Raw genomic sequence first — 16,819 nt, 5'->3', positions numbered from 1 at the left:
GAGAGTTGACGGGGTCCCGTTTGTGACATGGCGTAGATCCGCCACTGAGGCCAAAGCGTCACGTGGGACGAATGGGTCGATAGTCCGCCTCAACTGCCCTCACCGGGGCAGGATCACCACGTACGCGGCCGGCTCGCGGTCGTTCGCCGCCATCAGCGCCGTGCGCACCACGGTCGCCTGCTGCTCCAGGCCCTCGCGCAGCTTCTTCGGCGTGACGTGGACGACGGTGACCCCGAGCCGTTCCAGATGGTCCCGCTTGGCGGCGTACGCGGACCACTGACCCTCGTGGCCCTCCGCGAGGGTACGGGTGTCGATCTCGACGGCCACGGCCTGCTCGGGCCAGTACGCGTCGATCCCGCCCAGATTCGGACCGCCCGGCAGCCGCAGGTCCACGTTCCACAGCGGCTCCGGCAACTCCCCCGCACGGACCATCTCGTACAACCGGCCCTCCGCGATCGCCCGCCCCTCGGCGAGCAACGAATCAACGGCCTCCCTCACATGGGCCCGCCCCAGCAGCTTCGCCCCGCTCAACTCCCTCACCACCGCCACCGGCTCGCAGTGCCCGCCCCGGATCGCCTCCGCCAGCAGCCGGCGCGCCACGGAACCGTCCGTGATCGCGGCGACGGCATCCGCGAGGGCCCGCTCCACGGGGGCAACCGGCACCCCGACCACCTGTACGGGCCCGGGCAGCCCGGAGCTCCGCAGCACCTGCACGTACCGGGTCGAACGCAGTCGCCGGGTGCGGGGCACCAGTACATCGATCCGGTGCAGCGAGACGAGCGGCGGCGCGGAGCAGAACCCGTACAGAGCGAGCGCGGCAAGCCCCGTCACCATGGCCTCCCCGAACCCGGACCCACCCGGCGCGGGCACCGAGCGCCGCGCGGACGCGGGCGGTCGCCCGGCATACAGCAGAGCGCCGTGCAGCCGCTCCTCACTCGTTGGCTGACCCGGGTGCAAGAGGTACACGCCGGGCAGCAGTTGCTGCCACGGCCCGCCGGGCAGGCACTGCGCGGCGGTCTGCGCGGCGGACACGCCACGCGCGCGCAACTGGGCGACGGACTGCACGTGCTGCCGCACGTCGTGCGCGTGGCGGAGAAGACGGGGGGAAAGAGGCTGCGTCATGCCCCCGGGGTTCCCGCGCACCCAGGGCCCCCTAACCCCTGTTACACGCCCGTCGACAATCCAGGACAACGCCGTCCTAAAGTACGGGAGTTCGACTGCCGAAAAGACCCGTCGCGCCGCAAATAGTTACCGGCCGCCCCGCGCACGCGTACGAGGACCGCACACCCGGGCACACCCCCCGCACGGCCCGCAGCGCCACTCCGGCCGGTCCGGGGCCGTGCAGGAGGGTCCCCGCAGGGTGACGAACAAATACCCGGGTACTGCCGCGTACCCGCCGAACGTTCGTTACCCGAGGAGACACTCCGGAGGGGCCCCGGACCAACCACCACGACAGGCCCTAGGACACGACCCGGTTCACACCGCGTCGCACGCCTGCCCCCGCAACGCCCGCGCCAGATCGTCCCGCGCCTCCAGCACCAGCCTCCGCAGCGCCGGCGCCGCATCCGCGTGCGAGTCCAGCCACGTGTCCGCAGCAGCCAGCGTCTCAGGCCGGTCCTGGAGCCCCGGGAACAACCCCGACACCACATCCATGCCGATCTGGATCGACCGCTCGGCCCACACCCGCTCGATCGCGTCGAAGTACGCGCCCGCGTACGGCGCCAGCAGCTCCCGCTGCGACGACTGCACGAAGCCCGAAATCGTCGCCGTGACAAGCGCGTTGGACAGCTTGTCCGACTCCACGACCGCCGCCCACGCCTGCGCCTTCACGGCCTCCGAGGGACGCGAGGCCAGGCACCGCACCTGGTGCCGCTTGCCCGACGCCGTGTCGTCGCGCGCCAGTTCGGCGTCGATGACCGACTCGTCGGCCACCCCGTGCGAGGCCAGCGGCGACAGGAACGCCCAGCGCAGCTCCTGGTCGACATCCAGCCCGTCGATGCGCGTCGAACCGTCGAGCAGCCCGGACAGCAACTCGAAGTGCGCGTCCGACGAGGCGACCGACGCGAAGAACCGCCCCCACGTCAGCTGGTGCTGACTGCCCGGCTCCGCGTCGCGCAGCTCACGCAGCGCGCCCTCGGCCAGCGCCCGCCCACCGTGCTCGCGCCACCCGGGCGCGACGTAGTGCACGAGCGCCGACTGCGTCCAGTTGTGCAGCATCTGGAGCACACCGATGTCCGACTCGCGCCCGGAGAAGGCCAGCACGAGCGCGATGAAGTCGCGGGCCCGCATCAGCCCGTCCCGCGTCAGGTTCCACAGGGCCGACCAGCAGACCGCCCGTGCGAGAGGGTCGGTGATGTCACCGAGGTGAGCCCCCAGGGTCGCGAGGGAGCCCGCGTCGAAGCGGACCTTGCAGTACGTGAGGTCGTCGTCGTTGACCAGGATCAGTGCGGGCTGCTCCGCCCCGGCCAGCTCGGACACGACCGTGCGCGGCCCGGCGACGTCCACCTCGGCGCGGGCGTACCGGACGAGCGCGCCCGCCGCGTCGAGCCGGTAGAGGCCCACCGCGATCCGGTGCGGACGCAGCTCGGGGTGCGAGGCGGCGGCGTCCTGGAGGACGGCAAGCTCCGTGATCCGCCCGGCCACGTCGTACGTCACGTCCGGCGTGAGCACGTTGACGCCCGCCGTCTGCAGCCATGCCCGCGACCAGGCCGTCATATCGCGCCCGGACGTCTCGGCGAGCGCGGAGAGCAGGTCGCCCAGCTGCGTGTTGCCGTACGCGTGCCGCTTGAAGTAGCGCCGGGCGCCTTCGAGGAACGCGTCCCGTCCGACGTACGCCACCAGCTGCTTCAGCACCGACGCGCCCTTGGCGTACGTGATGCCGTCGAAGTTGAGCTTGGCGTCCTCCAGGTCACGGATGTCGGCCGTGACCGGGTGCGTGGACGGCAGCTGGTCGGCGCGATAGGCCCACGCCTTGCGGTTGTTGGCGAAGGTGACCCAGCCGTTGGTGAAGCGGGTCGCCTCCACCTGGGAGAACGAGCCCATGAAGTCGGCGAACGACTCCTTCAGCCACAGGTCGTCCCACCACTGCATGGTGACCAGGTCGCCGAACCACATGTGCGCCATCTCGTGCAGGATGACGTTGGCCCTGCGCTCGTACGACGCCGACGTCACCTTGCCCCGGTAGATGTACTCCTCGCGGAACGTGACACAGCCCGGGTTCTCCATCGCGCCGATGTTGTACTCGGGCACGAACGCCTGGTCGTACTTCCCGAACGGGTACGGGTAGTCGAAGTTGTCGTGGAAGAAGTCCAGGCCCTGCTTGGTGACGAGGAAGATGTCGTCCGCGTCGAAGTGCCGGGCGAGCCCCTTGCGGCACATCGCGCCGAGCGGGATCTCCAGCGTCGAGCCGTCGTCGAACACCCGGGTGTAGAGGTCGGTCTCGTAGTGGTACGGACCGGCGACGACCGCCGTGATGTACGTGGAGATCGGCTTCGTCTCGGCGAAGCGCCGCACCTCGCCGTCGCGGGACTCCTCGGCGCCGTTGCTCCAGACCGTCCAGCCGTCCGGGGCCGTCACCTCGAAGCGGAAGGGTGCCTTCAGGTCGGGCTGTTCGAAGTTCGCGAAGACGCGCCGGGCATCGGCCGGCTCGTACTGCGTGTACAGGTAGACCTCGCCGTCCTCCGGGTCGACGAACCGGTGCAGACCCTCGCCGGTCCGGCTGTACGCGCACTGCGCGTCGACCACCAGGACGTTCTCGCCGTCGGCGAGGCCGTCGAGCTCCACCCGGGTCCCGTCGAAGACGACCGCCGGGTCCAGCGGCTTCCCGTTCAGCGTCACCGCGCTCACACTCGGCGCCAGCAGATCGGCGAAGGTCGAGGCCCCCGCACGCGCGGCCCGGAACCGGATCGTGGTCTGCGAGCGGAAGGTGCGCGGGCCGGACTCCCCTTCGTCCCCGTCGGGCTCACCGACGGCGGAACGCAGGTCGAGGGCGACCTCGTAACCGTCGACGGTCAGCAGCTCGGCCCGCTCATGGGCCTCGTCGCGGGACAGGTTTTCACCGGGCACGAGCGCACTCCTTTGTGTCACGTTCGAATAGTTTGATCCTCCCATGCCGGTCCTGGCGTCGGTATCCGGGAATGGAGGGGCCGCTCAGCGGTGTTCTGACGAGCGGTGGACCCGCCCTCTTGAGGAGAGACATGCCTGACAACAGCACGGTCGACGGCAAGACCCCGGTCGACTTCTGGTTCGACCCGCTCTGCCCTTGGGCGTGGATGACGTCCCGCTGGATGCTCGAAGTGGAGAAGGTCCGCGACGTCGAGGTCCGCTGGCACGTGATGAGCCTCGCCGTCCTCAACGAGGACAAGCTGGACGAGGTGCCGGAGGCGTACCGCGACATGCTGGAGAACCAGGCATGGGGCCCGGTCCGGGTCGTCGTCGCCGCCCAGCAGAAGCACGGCGACGAGGTCGTCGGCCCGCTGTACACGGCGCTCGGCACCCGCTTCCACAACAAGGGCGAGGGCCCCACGCAGGCGGCCATCATCACCGCCTTGGAGGACGTCGGCCTCCCCGTCGAGCTCGCGGCGTACGCGGAATCCGAGGCGTACGACACCGAGCTGCGCGCCTCCCACAACGCGGGCATCGATCTGGTCGGCCAGGAGGTCGGCACGCCGGTCATCGCCGTTCCGGGCGCCGACGGCGAGCAGGTCGCCTTCTTCGGCCCGGTCGTGACCCCCGCCCCCAAGGGCGAGGACGCGGCGAAGCTCTGGGACGGCACGCTTCTGGTGGCGTCGATCCCCGGCTTCTACGAGATCAAGCGGACCCGGACGCAGGGCCCGATCTTCGACTGACCGTAGAACTGACCGCAGACATGGGGCAGGGGCGGGTTCCGGACGTGATCCGGAGCCCGCCCCTTTCATGTTTCATGCGAGGCCGGCCTCGGCCCCGACCGGCGCCGGCCGCTGACGGACTCCGGGCGCCAGTACGAGCGTGACCGCGACGGAGGCCACCGCCATCACGGTCATCGCGGTCGCCGCCGAGGTCAGCTGGGCGATCGCGCCCGCGAGAGCGGCGGCGACGCCCTGCACGGTGAGCATCCCCGACGAGTGCAGACCGAGGGCCTGCCCGGTCATCGCACTCGGCGTCAGGGCCATCAGACGTTCCTGGAGCAGCAGGCTCGCCGCGAACCCGACGGAGGCGAGCGCGACCAGGGACACCGCGAAGGGCAGTCCGGGCCGCAGGGCGAAGAGCAGATAGGGCGCCGCCAGGAGCAGCTGCGCCGGCGTGATCAGCCTGCCACGCCATCGTTGCGGGACGAACCGGCCGGCCACGGTGTCCCCGACGAGCATCCCGAGCGCCGCGAACGCGAAGAGCAGGCCCGCGTGCCCGGGGGAGTACGGCACGAAGAGCGACTCGCAGCCGACGATCAGCCCGTTGGGCACCCAGAGCGACAGGTAGATGTACCGGCGGGGCCCGGCGGACCACAGTTCCGCGTTGATCCGCCAGGTCTCCCTCGCGGACGCCCGTCCGGACGCGCGGGGCGCGCGGCGCGCGAGGCCGAACCGGGCGACGGCGGAGCCCACCAGATACAGGGCGGCGGCGACGAGCAGCGTGCCGCGCGGCGACAGTGTGGTCACCAGGACACCGCCGACAGCGAACCCGCCGACCTGCATCGTCCCGGTGCACATGTTGAGTACCGAACGCCCCAGCAGATAGCCGTCCTTGGGCAGGATCTCGTTGAGCAGGCCGTACCGCACCCCGCCGCCCACGGCGGCGACGGCACCCTGGCCGAGGATGATGGCGAAGACCGCCGTGAGCGGAAGCCCGGGGACGGCCAGGGCGGCGGTCGCGAGGCCGAAGGCGAGGGCCATCCCGCTCAGCGCGGCGCGCGGCGGCAGCCGGTCGGCGGCCGACATCAGCACGGTCGCCCCGAGCACCTGCGCGAGCGAGGAGCCGAACATGGAGAGCGCGGCCAGCAGCGGCGAGCCGGTCGCGGCGTAGACGAGGGTGCCGAGGGCCAGCCCGCTCATGGTCGAACCGGCGGCCTGCAGCGCGCCGGTCGCGAAGAGAGGTCCGAACTGCGGCACCCGGAACAGTTCCCGGTAGGTGAGCATGCCCGGAGTCTCGGTGCCGCTTCCGCACGGACGTTACTGTTTCGCCGGGAGGCGAAACCATGGGCTGGTGGCAGGTCAACGCGGACACCTTGGCGAGCAGCAGATTCCTCGTATCACCGCTGGCAGAAGCCACCGCGACCCTCCAGGCCCTGGAGGGAGGAACGGCCGCGAACCCGAGCGAACGCGCCTGGTTCGACGCACACCGCCCCGCCTACCGGCAGCACTTGGCGCAGGACCCGGTCACCGCACTCCTCGTACGGATCGCGCTGTGCGGCCACTGGAACGCGGACTTCGTCACGCCCACCCCCACCGGTGAGGGCGAGCCCGATTTCGCGCGTGAACTGGTGCGTGTCCGCGAGACCTTGCCCGAGGCCGCCCGTGCGGATCTGGAGGTGTCGCACGGCGGTCCGCTCCCGGAGCTCCTGCACCGCCCGGATCTGCCGGAGAAGGCGGCCGATGTACTGGAGTGGGTCTGGCGGCGTGCCGTGCTGCCCGACTGGCCGCGCCGCCGCCGAGTCATCGAGGCGGACATCGTGGCGCGGGCCGGACAACTGGGCCGGGGCGGCTGGGCCGCCGCGCTGGACGACATGACACCGGGGATGCGCTGGCTGGGGGAGAACCGGCTCCAGGTCAACGCGCGCGACTACCCGCCGCGTGAACTCACCGGCGTACAACTGCTGTTCGTTCCCGTCACGCACCGGAAGGGCTGGGTGTCGTGGGACGAGACGGCGCGCCGGTACGCCGTCGTCCATCCGTGCTCGGGTGTGCTGTCGGACGCGGGACGGGCCCTGGCGCCCGACAGTCTGGGGCGTCTGCTGGGGACGGGCCGGGCAGGTGTCCTGGTCCTCCTCGACACCCCGAAGAGCACGACCCAGCTGGTGGCGCTGACCGGTCAGGCGCTGGGTTCGGTGGGCCGCCACCTGAAGATCCTGCTCGACGCGGGCCTGGCCGGGCGGCGGCGGTCCGGACGCTCGGTTCTCTATTACCGTACGCAGGCCGGCGACGTGCTCGTGGAGGCACAGCAGCGCGGCTGAGCGGTGCCGGGTGTCAGGCGCCGGCCGGGGTGACCCACTCGACGAACTGGATGATGACGCCGTTCGGGTCGGTGATCTGGAAGAGGCGCTCGCCCCAGGGCTCCTCCCGCAGCGGCATGGTGATCGCCACACCCTCGGCGCGCAGCCGCTTCTCCTCGGCCTCCAGGCCGGTCAGCGTGAACGCGACGATCAGGCCGGCGGCACGCTGGTCGCGCTGCTCGGGCGGCAGGATCTCGATGCCCCGGCGCAGCAGGACGATGTCGACCGCGGCGTCCTCGCGGGTGAGCGAGGCGAACCCGTCGGCGGCTGCGGCTTCCTGGTAGCCGAGGTGTGTGGTGAAGAACGCCTGGGACGCGGCGACGTCGTCGACGGTGAGCGAGAGCGTGGAGGTGGAGATGCGCAAGGCGGGCTTCTTCCGTTCGAGGCAAACTTACGATGGACGTAACTTTAGGACGGCCATCATCGGGGTGTCAACATAAATTTGCTACGGATGTAAGATTCCCTCATGGGTATCGAAATGAACGCCGGGCAGGGCGCTGAGGTGGTGGGCCTGCGGGAGTCCAAGAAGCGCGAGACGCGACAGCTGATCTCCGACCACGCGACCAGGCTCTTCATCGAGCAGGGCTTCGAGCGGACGACGATCGCGGAGATCGCCGCCGCCGCTCGCGTGGCCAAGAAGACGGTCACCAACTACTTCCCGCGCAAGGAGGATCTGGCGCTGGACCACCAGGACGAGTTCATCGCGGGCCTGGCGCGCACCGCCGCCGCCCGGCCGCCCGGTGAATCGGTCGTCCACGCGCTCCGCCGCGCCTTTGAGGCCGCCGTCACGGCTCAGGACCCGGTGGCCGGATTCGCGGGCCCGGAGTTCTCCCGGATGATCGCCGAAAGCCCCACGCTCTCGGGCTGCCTGCGCGGCCTGCACGACCGGCGCGAGGACGCACTGGCCCACGCCCTCGCCGAGGAGACCGGCACCTCCGCCGACGACATCACCCCGCGTACGGCGGCGGCGCTGCTCGGCGCCGTGCACCGCACGCTGTTCCAGCGCATCCAGGACCTCACCCTCGCCGGGCGCACCAATCCCGAGATCGCGGCCGTCCTCGAGGAAGAGGCCACCCGTGCCTTCGGCCTCCTCGAACCGGCACTCGCCGACTACGCCGTGGCCTGACCAGGCCGCGGCAGCTGGTCAGAGGCCCGTCGCGGACAGGACCGCCTCGACCGTCTCCTCCACCGTCTGCCCCGAGTTGTCGATCCACGTCCCCGACCCGCCGAGCTCCGCGCGCATCGCCTCGTCCAGGAACGACCAGTCCATGGTCAGGGTCTTGTCCCGCTCCTGATTGCGCCGCCATGCGACCGAGGGTCCGGGAGCCAGGAAGACCACATGGAACTGACCTGTCGTCAACGTCGCGCGGTAGAAGTCGAGATGGGAGCGGCGGACCACCACATCGGCGAGTACGGGAACGAAGCCCGCCGCCACGAAACTGTCCGCGAGCAGGGACGCGTTACGGGCCCGCAGGAGGATCTGCCGGTCGGCCTCCGCGTCGGCCGTCGCCGACGGCCATGCGCCCCCGCTGACGATCATCTCCTGAAGCTCGTCCACATCGATGTGCGCCGCCATCGGGAGCCGGGCGGCCAGCGCGGCGGCCACCGTGGATTTGCCGCTCCCGGGGATTCCGGAAAGCAGGACGGCGCCGGCAGCAGGCTTCTGGTCGATGGAGAGCGGATCAAAAATCATATGGGGAGGGTAGAGCACCATAAATCGGTGGATGCGGTCCGGACGCGTTGTTACGGTGCTCGCACCTCGGCCACTCTCGTGTCGGCCTCCGGCGACCTTGGGCCCCGTGCCCGGATAAGAGTTGATGTATGCCCCGGTCAGTAGTCCCGAGTCTCCCTCGCTGCGCCCTCCAGGGCGCCGGGGCCACCGGACCTGTCCGCACGCACACGCTCGCGGCATCAACTCGCTGACGCACGTTCCCCGATCAGTACGCCTGATCGGTACGCCTGACAGATACACCTGACCGGCACGCGCCCGCATCCGGAGCCCCCGAGGGCTGCTCGGCACTTCCCTGCTGCTTTCGATCACCTTCGGCAAGGAGTATCCGGGTGTCCGACGACAACCTCCAGCACCGCAACACCAAGCCCTCCGTCCACGGCACGGGCGCCTTCCTGAGAACCGAGACCTTCGTCTGTCTGCGCTGCGGCCTGACCGTCACCGCGCTCGCGCCCGACGGCAGCCGTCGCAACCACTGTCCCAGCTGCCTGTACTCGCAGCACGCGGTCGACCACGTCGAAGGCGGACCGTCCGACTGCCGCGGCCGGATGAGCCCGATCTCGATCGCCGTGCTGCGCACCGGCGACTGGAGGGTCATCCACCGCTGCACCCGCTGCGACGAGCTGACCTCCAACCCCGTCTGCGGGGACGACAACCAGTTGATCCTGATGCGGATGGCCGTACGCCCACTGGCTCAACCGCCCTTCCCGCTCGAAGTGTTCGGTGACCTGTGAGCCGGCCGCGACGTAGATCCCGGCCGCAGCGCGCGAAGGACGTGCTGCACGGGCCCGGCGGGGCCGGCGGGGACGCGTTCCGCTGTGTCGGCTGCCGCCTCGACGTGCCTCTGGCCGCGCCGGGCACCGGCCACCGCAATCACTGCCCGCACTGCCTGAGCAGCCGGCACGTCGACCGGCGGATCCCGGGCGACCGGGCCGCCGACTGCGGCGGGCGGATGACGGCACTGAGCCTGTCCGTACGGCAGGACGGGGAGTGGGCGATCATCCACCACTGCCTGAGCTGCGGCGAGCTCAGCGTCAACCGCATCGCGGGCGACGACAACGCCCTCGCGCTGATACGGATGGCCGTACGCCCACTGGCGGACACCCGTATCCCCGTGAGCGCGCTGCTCAGCCTGTGACACGACGGTGCCCGGCCCGCCCCTCGCGGGGTGGCCGGGCGCCGTCCGTCTACGCGTGCGGCGCGGCCGACTCCAGCTCGTCGACGCTGCCGGACATGATCGTGCGTACGTGCTCCGTGATGTGCTCGGCGGGCCAGTCCCACCAGGCGACGGCGAGGAGGCGGGCGATGTCCTTGTCGTCGTAACGCGTACGGATCACCTTGGCGGGGTTGCCGCCGACGATGCCGTAGTCCGGGACGTCGGAGACGACCACCGATCCGGAACCGATGATCGCGCCGTGCCCGATCCGTACGCCGGGCATCACCATCGTGTCGTAACCGAACCAGACGTCGTTGCCCACGACCGTGTCGCCGCGCGAGGGCAGGCCGGTCAGCAGGTCGAAGTGGTCGGCCCAGGAGCCGCCCATCGTGGGGAACGGGAAAGTGGAAGGGCCGTCCATACGGTGGTTGGCGCCGTTCATGATGAACCGCACCCCCGTGCCGATCGCGCAGAACTTCCCGATGACGAGCTTCTCCGGACCGTAGTGGTACAGCACGTTGCGGGTCTCGAACCCGGTCGCGTCGTCCGGGTCGTCGTAGTACGAGAAGTCCCCGACCTCGATCAGCGGGGAGGTCACGAGCGGCTTCAGCTGCACCACCCGAGGCTGGCCCGGCATGGGGTGCAGCACGGTGGGATCGGCGGGGATGGGATTCATGCCCTCATGCTCGCAGTCGCACCCGCACCACGACGCGCATTTTTTCGCCGCTGTCAGCCATGGGGAGCCATGGAAGGGCATGGAAGGGATGGAAGAGCCCCCGCGAGTCATGTCCTCGCGGGGGCCCTTCGTTCATCCGCCTGCCGGGTGAAGGTTGAGAAGACGATCACGAGGCAGGACGCCTGTGGATCGTCAGGGGGCGAGCAGGAGTACGTCCGCGCGCTCCTTCGCGGCGGCGTAACGCCGCGCCACGTCCTGCCAGTTGACGACGCGCCACATCGCCTCGATGAAGTCCACCTTCTGGTTCTTGTACTGGAGGTAGAAGGCGTGCTCCCACGCGTCGAAGACCAGAACCGGGACCGAGCCCTGGCCGACATTGCCCTGGTGGTCGTAGACCTGCTCGACGATCAGCCTGCCGCTGACCGGCTCGTAGGCGAGGACGCCCCAGCCGGACCCCTGGGTCGTCGCCGCGGCCTTCGTCAGCTGGGACTTGAAGCCCGCGTAGGAGCCGAAGGATTCGGTGATCGCGTCGGCGAGGTCGCCCACGCCGTCCGCCGCGAGGGGCTCGCCGCCGCCGTCGCCGGTCATGTTGTGCCAGTAGATCGAGTGGAGGATGTGGCCCGAGAGATGGAACGCGAGGTTCTTCTGGAGGCCGTTGATCGCTCCCCAGGCCTCTTTGTCGCGGGCCTCTTCCAGCTGCTCCAGGGTGTCGTTCGCACCCTTGACGTAGGCGGCGTGGTGCTTGTCGTGGTGGAGCTCGATGATCTGCGGATTGATGACCGGTTCGAGCGCCGCGTAGTCGTACGGGAGTTCCGGAAGCGTGTACGTGGCCATGGTTCGAACCCTCCAGCTGCTGTCCTGTTGTTATTGCAACCTATATGCAAGAGCAGGCTAACAGCAGGAAGGCTCGACCGTGATCGTTCTTTCGGCCTAGGACCGGGCAGGCACCAGGACCGGGCAGGCGCTAGGACCCGAGACCGTCCCGCGCACTCGCGGCGATGTCCGGGAAGTCCGTCACGACGGCGTCCACGCCCTGCGCGTAGTGGAAGGCGTACTCGGCGAACGCGTCGCCGAACTCGGTGGGCACGGAGCCCCGTCGGTACTGGGCGGGCAGGTACTGGTTCTCCGCGCGGAAGGTGTACGCGCCGACCTTGAGCCCCGCCGCGTGCGCGTCCGCCAGCAGAGTGAGCGGCGGGACGAGCGAGGACTTGTCCGGGCCGATCCAGTCCGCGTAACGGGCGATCTCGCGCAGCCCGGCCGGCGTCATCATCTCCTTGTACGTGAGCGAGTGGCCGTACGGCCCGCCGCTCGTGCCGAGCGCCTGCCAGAGCGGCAGACCGAGTCCGGCCTCGGCCACCCGGTGCAGGCTCGACGGTTCGAAGGACTGGACGACGCATTCGCGCGCGCTCAGCCGGTTGCGGCGGATGACGCGGATCAGTTCCGGCTCGAGCGGCAGCCCGATCGACCGGAAGTACGTGGGGTGCTTCGTCTCCGGGAAGACGGCGATCCGGCGGCCGTGCTCCTTCGACAGGGCGCGGGCCAGATCGATGACCTCCTGGAACGTCATGACCTCCTGGCGGCCATTGAAGACAGTGTTGCGGTTGCGGACCAGCGGCAGCCGCTCCACCGCCCGCAGGGTCTTCAGCTCGGCGAGCGTGAAGTCCTCGGTGAACCAGCCGGTGACCGCCCGGCCGTCGACCGTCTTCGTGGTGCGGCGGGCGGCGAACTCCGGGTGCGCGGCGACATCGGTGGTGCCCGATATCTCGTTCTCGTGGCGCACGACCAGGACGTGGTCCTTCGTCGGGACGAGGTCCGGCTCGATCCAGTCGGCCCCGCCGCGTACCCCGAAGGTGTAGGCGTCGGCCGTGTGCTCGGGGCGCCAGCCGGCCGCTCCGCGGTGGCCTATGACAAGGGGGCCGTGGGGCCGGTGGCCCGGCTTCTCCGCAGGGCCGGAAGCGACGGCGGGGCTCGCGGCGGCTGCCGTCACCGCGGCCGTGGCCAGCAGTATCGAGCGGCGTCTCGGGGCGTGGTTCATGCGGGACTCCTCGCGTGGGACGGAGGAACCACATAAGCGACGGCGGGTTACGGCACGGAGGACGCAGACCTGCGTCCTCATGTACGGGCGGGGCGACGGGACTTGGGCATGCGAACGCCGGACAGGCAGCGAACTGAAGCCTGTCCGGCGTTCGACGAAAAAATCGGCTACCGGGCGGCGCCGGCACCCTTGCGCTGCCGCACAAGACCGATCCCGGCCAGCACCAGCGTCAGCAGGCCCGTGGCCAGCAACTGGTCCCGTGTGTCGGGCTGCCGCAGCATCAGCAGGAAGATCCCGACCATCGCCACGAGAGCCACGATCGTCCCCACCGGGAACAGCCACATCCGCACGACCAGCTTCTCCGGAGCCTCCCGCTCCATCCGCCCGCGCAGGATCAGCTGCGAGACCGCGATGAAGATCCACACCACCAGGATCACCGCCCCGATCATGTTGAGCAGCCACGGGAAGACGTCGTCCGGCCGCCAGTAACTGAGCAGCACGCACAGGAAGCCGAAGACGGAGGAGACCAGAACCGCCGTACGCGGCACACCGGAACTGACCTTGCCGAGTCGCTTCGGGCCCTGGCCGCGTGCCACCAGCGAGCAGGCCATGCGCGAAGCGCCGTAGATGTTGGCGTTCATAGCGGAGAGCAGCGCGACCAGGATGACCACGTTCATGATCTCCGCGGCGCCGCTGATGCCGAGGTGGTCCAGGGCCGCGTAGAACGGGCCGACGGATGCGACCTTCGGGTCGTCCCACGGTACGAGGGTGACGATGACCGCCATCGAGCCGACGTAGAACAGCGCGATCCGCCACATGGCCGTGCGCACGGCCTTGGCGACACCCTGCACCGGGTTCTCCGACTCGGCCGCCGCGATGGTGACGGTCTCCAGACCGCCGTACGCGAAGACGGAGGCGAGCAGTCCGATGATGAAGCCGTTGGCGCCGTTCGGCAGGAAGCCGCCGTCACCCGTCAGGTTGGACGTGCCCGGGGAGTCCGTACCGGGCAGCACACCGAGGATCGCCAGTACGCCGAGCACCAGGAAGAGGGTGATCGCGACGACCTTGAGCGAGGCGAACCAGAACTCGAACTCGCCGAAGTTCTTCACGGCGGCCAGGTTCGTACCGAGGAACATCACCATGAACAGCGCGACCCAGGCCCACTCGGGGGTCCCGGGCAGCCAGCCGCTGACGATCTTCGCGGCGCCGATGCCCTCGAGGCCCACGGCGACGCAGAGCAGGACCCAGAACGCCCATCCGGCGGTGAAGCCCGCCCAGGGGCCGATCGCACGCTCCGCGTGGACGGAGAAGGAACCGGACGCCGGGTTCGCCGCCGACATCTCACCGAGCATGCGCATCACGAACATGACGAGCAGTCCGGATATGCCGTAGGCGATGACGATCGAGGGACCGGCAGCCGCGATTCCGGCGCCGGAGCCGACGAAGAGACCGGCACCGATGACACCGCCGAGGGCGATCATCGACAGATGGCGCTGCTTGAGCCCGTGGGTGAGCGCGGAGTCGACCGTTACGTTGTCGGCGGAAGGAGAGGTGGAGCCGACAGTGGGGGGAGGCGCGGAGGTCCGGGACATGGGCAAGCTCTGTTCACTAGCCGAGACGGGGGAGAGCCCACAGTCTGTGCATGCACCCCGCCCACAGGGAACGGTTGTCCGCTATACGGTCACGAGGCTCACACAAGGTGCACACGCGGCTACCTATGAGTAGTTACGCCCGGCGTTCCCTGAACTCCCGCCCCACCGCGACCAGTAGCACCAGAGCCGTCGCCCCGGCCGACCACAGCACCTGCGGGCGCGCCGCGTCGTCGGTCAGCATCAGCACCAGCACGCCGAGAAGCCCGGCCAGCGTCAGCCAGGTCAGATAGGGGAAGCACCACATCTTCAGGGTCAGCGCCTCGGGTGCCTCGCGCTCGATCCGGCCGCGCAGCCGCAACTGTGACGCGGCGATCAGGGCCCAGACGAACAGCAGCACCGCGCCGACCGAGTTGAGCATGTAGAGGAAGACCGACTCGGGCCACTTGAGATTGAGCAGTACGGAGACGAAGCCGAAGGCGACCGAGGCCAGCACCGCCCGCCGTGGCACACCGCCCCCGTCCCGGCCGTCGCCCTTCCCTCCGCCGCCCGACACCTTCAGCAGACCGCGCGGCGCCTCGCCGCGCTCGGCCAGCGAGAAGATCATCCGGGACGAGCCGTAGAGATTGGCGTTGAGCGCGGAGAGCAGCGCCACGAAGACCACGATGTTCATGATCTGCCCGGCCGACGGCACCCCGATCGCGTCCAGGACCTTCACGTAAGGACTGAGCCCCGCCTGCTGCGCGGTCCACGGCAGCACGGTCACGATCACCAGCATCGAACCGACGTAGAAGAAGAGGATGCGCACCACCGCGCTGCGCACGGCCCGCCCCACCGCCCGCGCCGGATCGTCGGTCTCGGCCGCCGCGATGGTGACGACCTCCAGGCCGCCGAAGGCGAACACCACGGTCATTACGCCGGAGATGACCCCGTCCCAGCCGTTCGGCAGGAAGCCGCCCTGCCCGGTGAGGTTGGTCAGTCCGACCGGATCGGTGTCCGGGAGCACGCCGAAGATCGCCAGTCCGCCCAGCACCAGGAAGACCACGATCGCGCAGACCTTGAGCGCGGCGAACCAGAACTCGAACTCGCCGAAGTTCTTCACCGCCGTCAGGTTGGCCGCGGTGAACACCACCATGAAGACCAGCACCCAGGCCCACGGCTCCACACCCGGCACCCAGCCGTGGGCGATCTGCGCGGCGGCCGTCGCCTCCACGGCGAGCACCACCACGAGCAGGAACCAGTAGAGCCAGCCCGCGCTGAAGCCGGCCCAGCGGCCCAGCGCCCGCTCCGCGTGGACGGAGAAGGAGCCGGAGGCGGGCATCGCCGAGGACATCTCGCCGAGCATCCGCATCACCAGCATCGCGAGCGCGCCCGCGATCAGGTACGAGACGACGATGGCGGGGCCCGCGACAGCGATTCCGGCGCCGGAGCCGACGAAGAGACCGGCACCGATCACCCCGCCGAGGCCGAGCATCGTCAGATGGCGCTGCTTCAGACCGTGGGACAGCGGCTCGGTCTGCGCGGTGGGGGGTGCGTCGTGCATGGGGGGCGGGTCACTCTCGAATAATTTATGGGGAACCTACAGTCTCACGCCACGGGGCCCGCCCCGGCGAAGGGCCCCTCTGCGCGCTCACCTCAGTGACGAGCATCACGCCGGGGTGAGATTGCGTTCCGCTCTTTGTCCGAACCCCACCAATCCCCCAACCACCGCTTTGTGGGCGGCTGATGGTGATCGAGCGTTAACCCCTGGGCTAACGTCGGCCGGAGTCACCTGTCCTGCTGCCCTCACCCGCGGAGTCCCCGATGAGTCTTGCCGCCGCCCCCGTCCGCTCCGGAGCGGTCCTCGCCGACCTGCTGCCCGCAGCCCGGCACCGTTACGCCGTCGACACGGCCCTGGTCATGGGCGGCGCCGCCCTGACCGGTCTCGCGGCCCAGATCGCCGTCCCGGTCCCCGGCTCCCCGGTCCCCGTCACCGGCCAGACCTTCGCGGCGCTGCTCGTCGGCACGGCGCTGGGCGCCCGCCGCGGCTTCCTCGCCCTCGCGGTGTACGCGGTGGTCGGCATGGCAGGCATGCCGTGGTTCGCCGGCGGCACCTCCGGCGCGGGCGGCGCCTCGTTCGGCTACGTGCTGGGCATGCTGCTCGCCGCCACCGTGGCCGGCGGCCTGGCCCGCCGCGGCGGCGACCGCTCCGTGCTGCGCACCGCGGGCACGATGGTGGCCGGCTCCGCCATCATCTACGCGGTCGGCGTGCCGTATCTGGCGCTCTCCACCGGGATGTCGATGAGCGCGGCGGTCGCCGCGGGCCTGACGCCGTTCCTGATCGGTGACGCCCTGAAGGCGGCCCTGGCCATGGGCGCGCTGCCCGCCTCCTGGAAGCTCGTCGGGCGTCGCGGCTGACGCCGAACACCCCGAAACGAAGAGGCTCGCCGGGTCGTCACACGACACCCGGCG

Annotated in this window: 16 protein-coding genes; 6 read left to right on the top strand and 10 right to left on the bottom strand. The window is 70.1% G+C overall.

What is annotated here, in order from left to right; genetic code table 11:
* Nucleotides 1-99: 99 nt before the first annotated feature.
* Nucleotides 100-1,122, bottom strand: a complete 1,023-nt coding sequence (locus ACWGO0_RS17900; RefSeq protein ID WP_453535181.1) for a hypothetical protein — start codon at nt 1,120-1,122, stop codon at nt 100-102.
* Between the two features lie 354 nt (nt 1,123-1,476).
* A complete protein-coding gene (pepN, locus tag ACWGO0_RS17895; protein ID WP_453535178.1) occupies nt 1,477-4,065 on the bottom strand; it encodes an aminopeptidase N in 2,589 nt (862 codons plus the stop codon).
* Nucleotides 4,066-4,196: 131 nt separating this feature from the next.
* On the opposite strand from pepN, the gene ACWGO0_RS17890 reads away from it, so the two are divergent.
* Nucleotides 4,197-4,847, top strand: coding sequence for a mycothiol-dependent nitroreductase Rv2466c family protein (locus tag ACWGO0_RS17890; protein ID WP_453535175.1), 651 nt, complete (start codon nt 4,197-4,199; stop codon nt 4,845-4,847).
* A 72-nt stretch (nt 4,848-4,919) separates the two neighbouring features.
* Here the strand turns inward: ACWGO0_RS17890 and ACWGO0_RS17885 are convergent, their stop codons facing one another.
* A complete protein-coding gene (locus ACWGO0_RS17885; RefSeq protein WP_453535172.1) occupies nt 4,920-6,110 on the bottom strand; it encodes an MFS transporter in 1,191 nt (396 codons plus the stop codon).
* Nucleotides 6,111-6,169: 59 nt separating this feature from the next.
* On the opposite strand from ACWGO0_RS17885, the gene ACWGO0_RS17880 reads away from it, so the two are divergent.
* Nucleotides 6,170-7,144 (top strand): ArsR/SmtB family transcription factor, encoded by a 975-nt coding sequence (locus tag ACWGO0_RS17880; protein WP_453535169.1) that lies wholly within the window; start codon nt 6,170-6,172, stop codon nt 7,142-7,144.
* Nucleotides 7,145-7,157: 13 nt separating this feature from the next.
* Here ACWGO0_RS17880 and ACWGO0_RS17875 read toward each other — a convergent pair whose 3' ends face one another.
* Nucleotides 7,158-7,547 (bottom strand): VOC family protein, encoded by a 390-nt coding sequence (locus tag ACWGO0_RS17875; RefSeq protein ID WP_453535166.1) that lies wholly within the window; start codon nt 7,545-7,547, stop codon nt 7,158-7,160.
* A 102-nt stretch (nt 7,548-7,649) separates the two neighbouring features.
* Between ACWGO0_RS17875 and ACWGO0_RS17870 the strand changes: the two genes are divergently transcribed.
* Complete coding sequence (locus ACWGO0_RS17870; protein WP_453535163.1) at nt 7,650-8,309, top strand: TetR/AcrR family transcriptional regulator; 660 nt, start codon at nt 7,650-7,652, stop codon at nt 8,307-8,309.
* Between the two features lie 18 nt (nt 8,310-8,327).
* Here the strand turns inward: ACWGO0_RS17870 and ACWGO0_RS17865 are convergent, their stop codons facing one another.
* Nucleotides 8,328-8,876 (bottom strand): AAA family ATPase, encoded by a 549-nt coding sequence (locus ACWGO0_RS17865; protein WP_453535160.1) that lies wholly within the window; start codon nt 8,874-8,876, stop codon nt 8,328-8,330.
* 368 nt (nt 8,877-9,244) lie between these two features.
* On the opposite strand from ACWGO0_RS17865, the gene ACWGO0_RS17860 reads away from it, so the two are divergent.
* The gene (locus ACWGO0_RS17860) at nt 9,245-9,646 is read left to right on the top strand and encodes an RNHCP domain-containing protein (protein WP_453535157.1); all 402 of its coding nucleotides are present in this window, start codon (nt 9,245-9,247) and stop codon (nt 9,644-9,646) included.
* 41 nt (nt 9,647-9,687) lie between these two features.
* Entirely contained in the window at nt 9,688-10,050 is a 363-nt protein-coding gene (locus ACWGO0_RS17855; protein ID WP_453535154.1) for an RNHCP domain-containing protein, read from the top strand.
* Nucleotides 10,051-10,099: 49 nt separating this feature from the next.
* On the opposite strand, the gene ACWGO0_RS17850 is transcribed toward ACWGO0_RS17855, so the two are convergent.
* From ACWGO0_RS17850 to ACWGO0_RS17830, 5 genes are all read right to left on the bottom strand, one after another.
* Nucleotides 10,100-10,744, bottom strand: coding sequence for a CatB-related O-acetyltransferase (locus ACWGO0_RS17850; RefSeq protein WP_453535151.1), 645 nt, complete (start codon nt 10,742-10,744; stop codon nt 10,100-10,102).
* Nucleotides 10,745-10,936: 192 nt separating this feature from the next.
* Entirely contained in the window at nt 10,937-11,578 is a 642-nt protein-coding gene (locus tag ACWGO0_RS17845; RefSeq protein ID WP_453535149.1) for a superoxide dismutase, read from the bottom strand.
* Nucleotides 11,579-11,708: 130 nt separating this feature from the next.
* A complete protein-coding gene (locus ACWGO0_RS17840; protein WP_453535146.1) occupies nt 11,709-12,779 on the bottom strand; it encodes a glycerophosphodiester phosphodiesterase family protein in 1,071 nt (356 codons plus the stop codon).
* Between the two features lie 167 nt (nt 12,780-12,946).
* Nucleotides 12,947-14,371: an amino acid permease gene (locus ACWGO0_RS17835; protein ID WP_453535143.1), complete on the bottom strand. Its 1,425-nt coding sequence runs from the start codon at nt 14,369-14,371 to the stop codon at nt 12,947-12,949.
* A 133-nt stretch (nt 14,372-14,504) separates the two neighbouring features.
* The gene (locus ACWGO0_RS17830; protein WP_453535140.1) at nt 14,505-15,911 is read right to left on the bottom strand and encodes an amino acid permease; all 1,407 of its coding nucleotides are present in this window, start codon (nt 15,909-15,911) and stop codon (nt 14,505-14,507) included.
* A 260-nt stretch (nt 15,912-16,171) separates the two neighbouring features.
* Here ACWGO0_RS17830 and ACWGO0_RS17825 point away from each other — a divergent pair, with 260 nt between their 5' ends.
* Nucleotides 16,172-16,765 carry a biotin transporter BioY gene (locus ACWGO0_RS17825; protein WP_453535137.1) on the top strand — a complete coding sequence of 198 codons (594 nt, stop codon included), beginning with the start codon at nt 16,172-16,174 and terminating at the stop codon, nt 16,763-16,765.
* Nucleotides 16,766-16,819: the final 54 nt, after the last annotated feature.

This window comes from Streptomyces sp. NPDC055749 (genome assembly GCF_053617235.1).
Note: the sequence above shows the minus strand (reverse complement) of the source record. Positions and strands in the feature narration are given on the sequence as shown.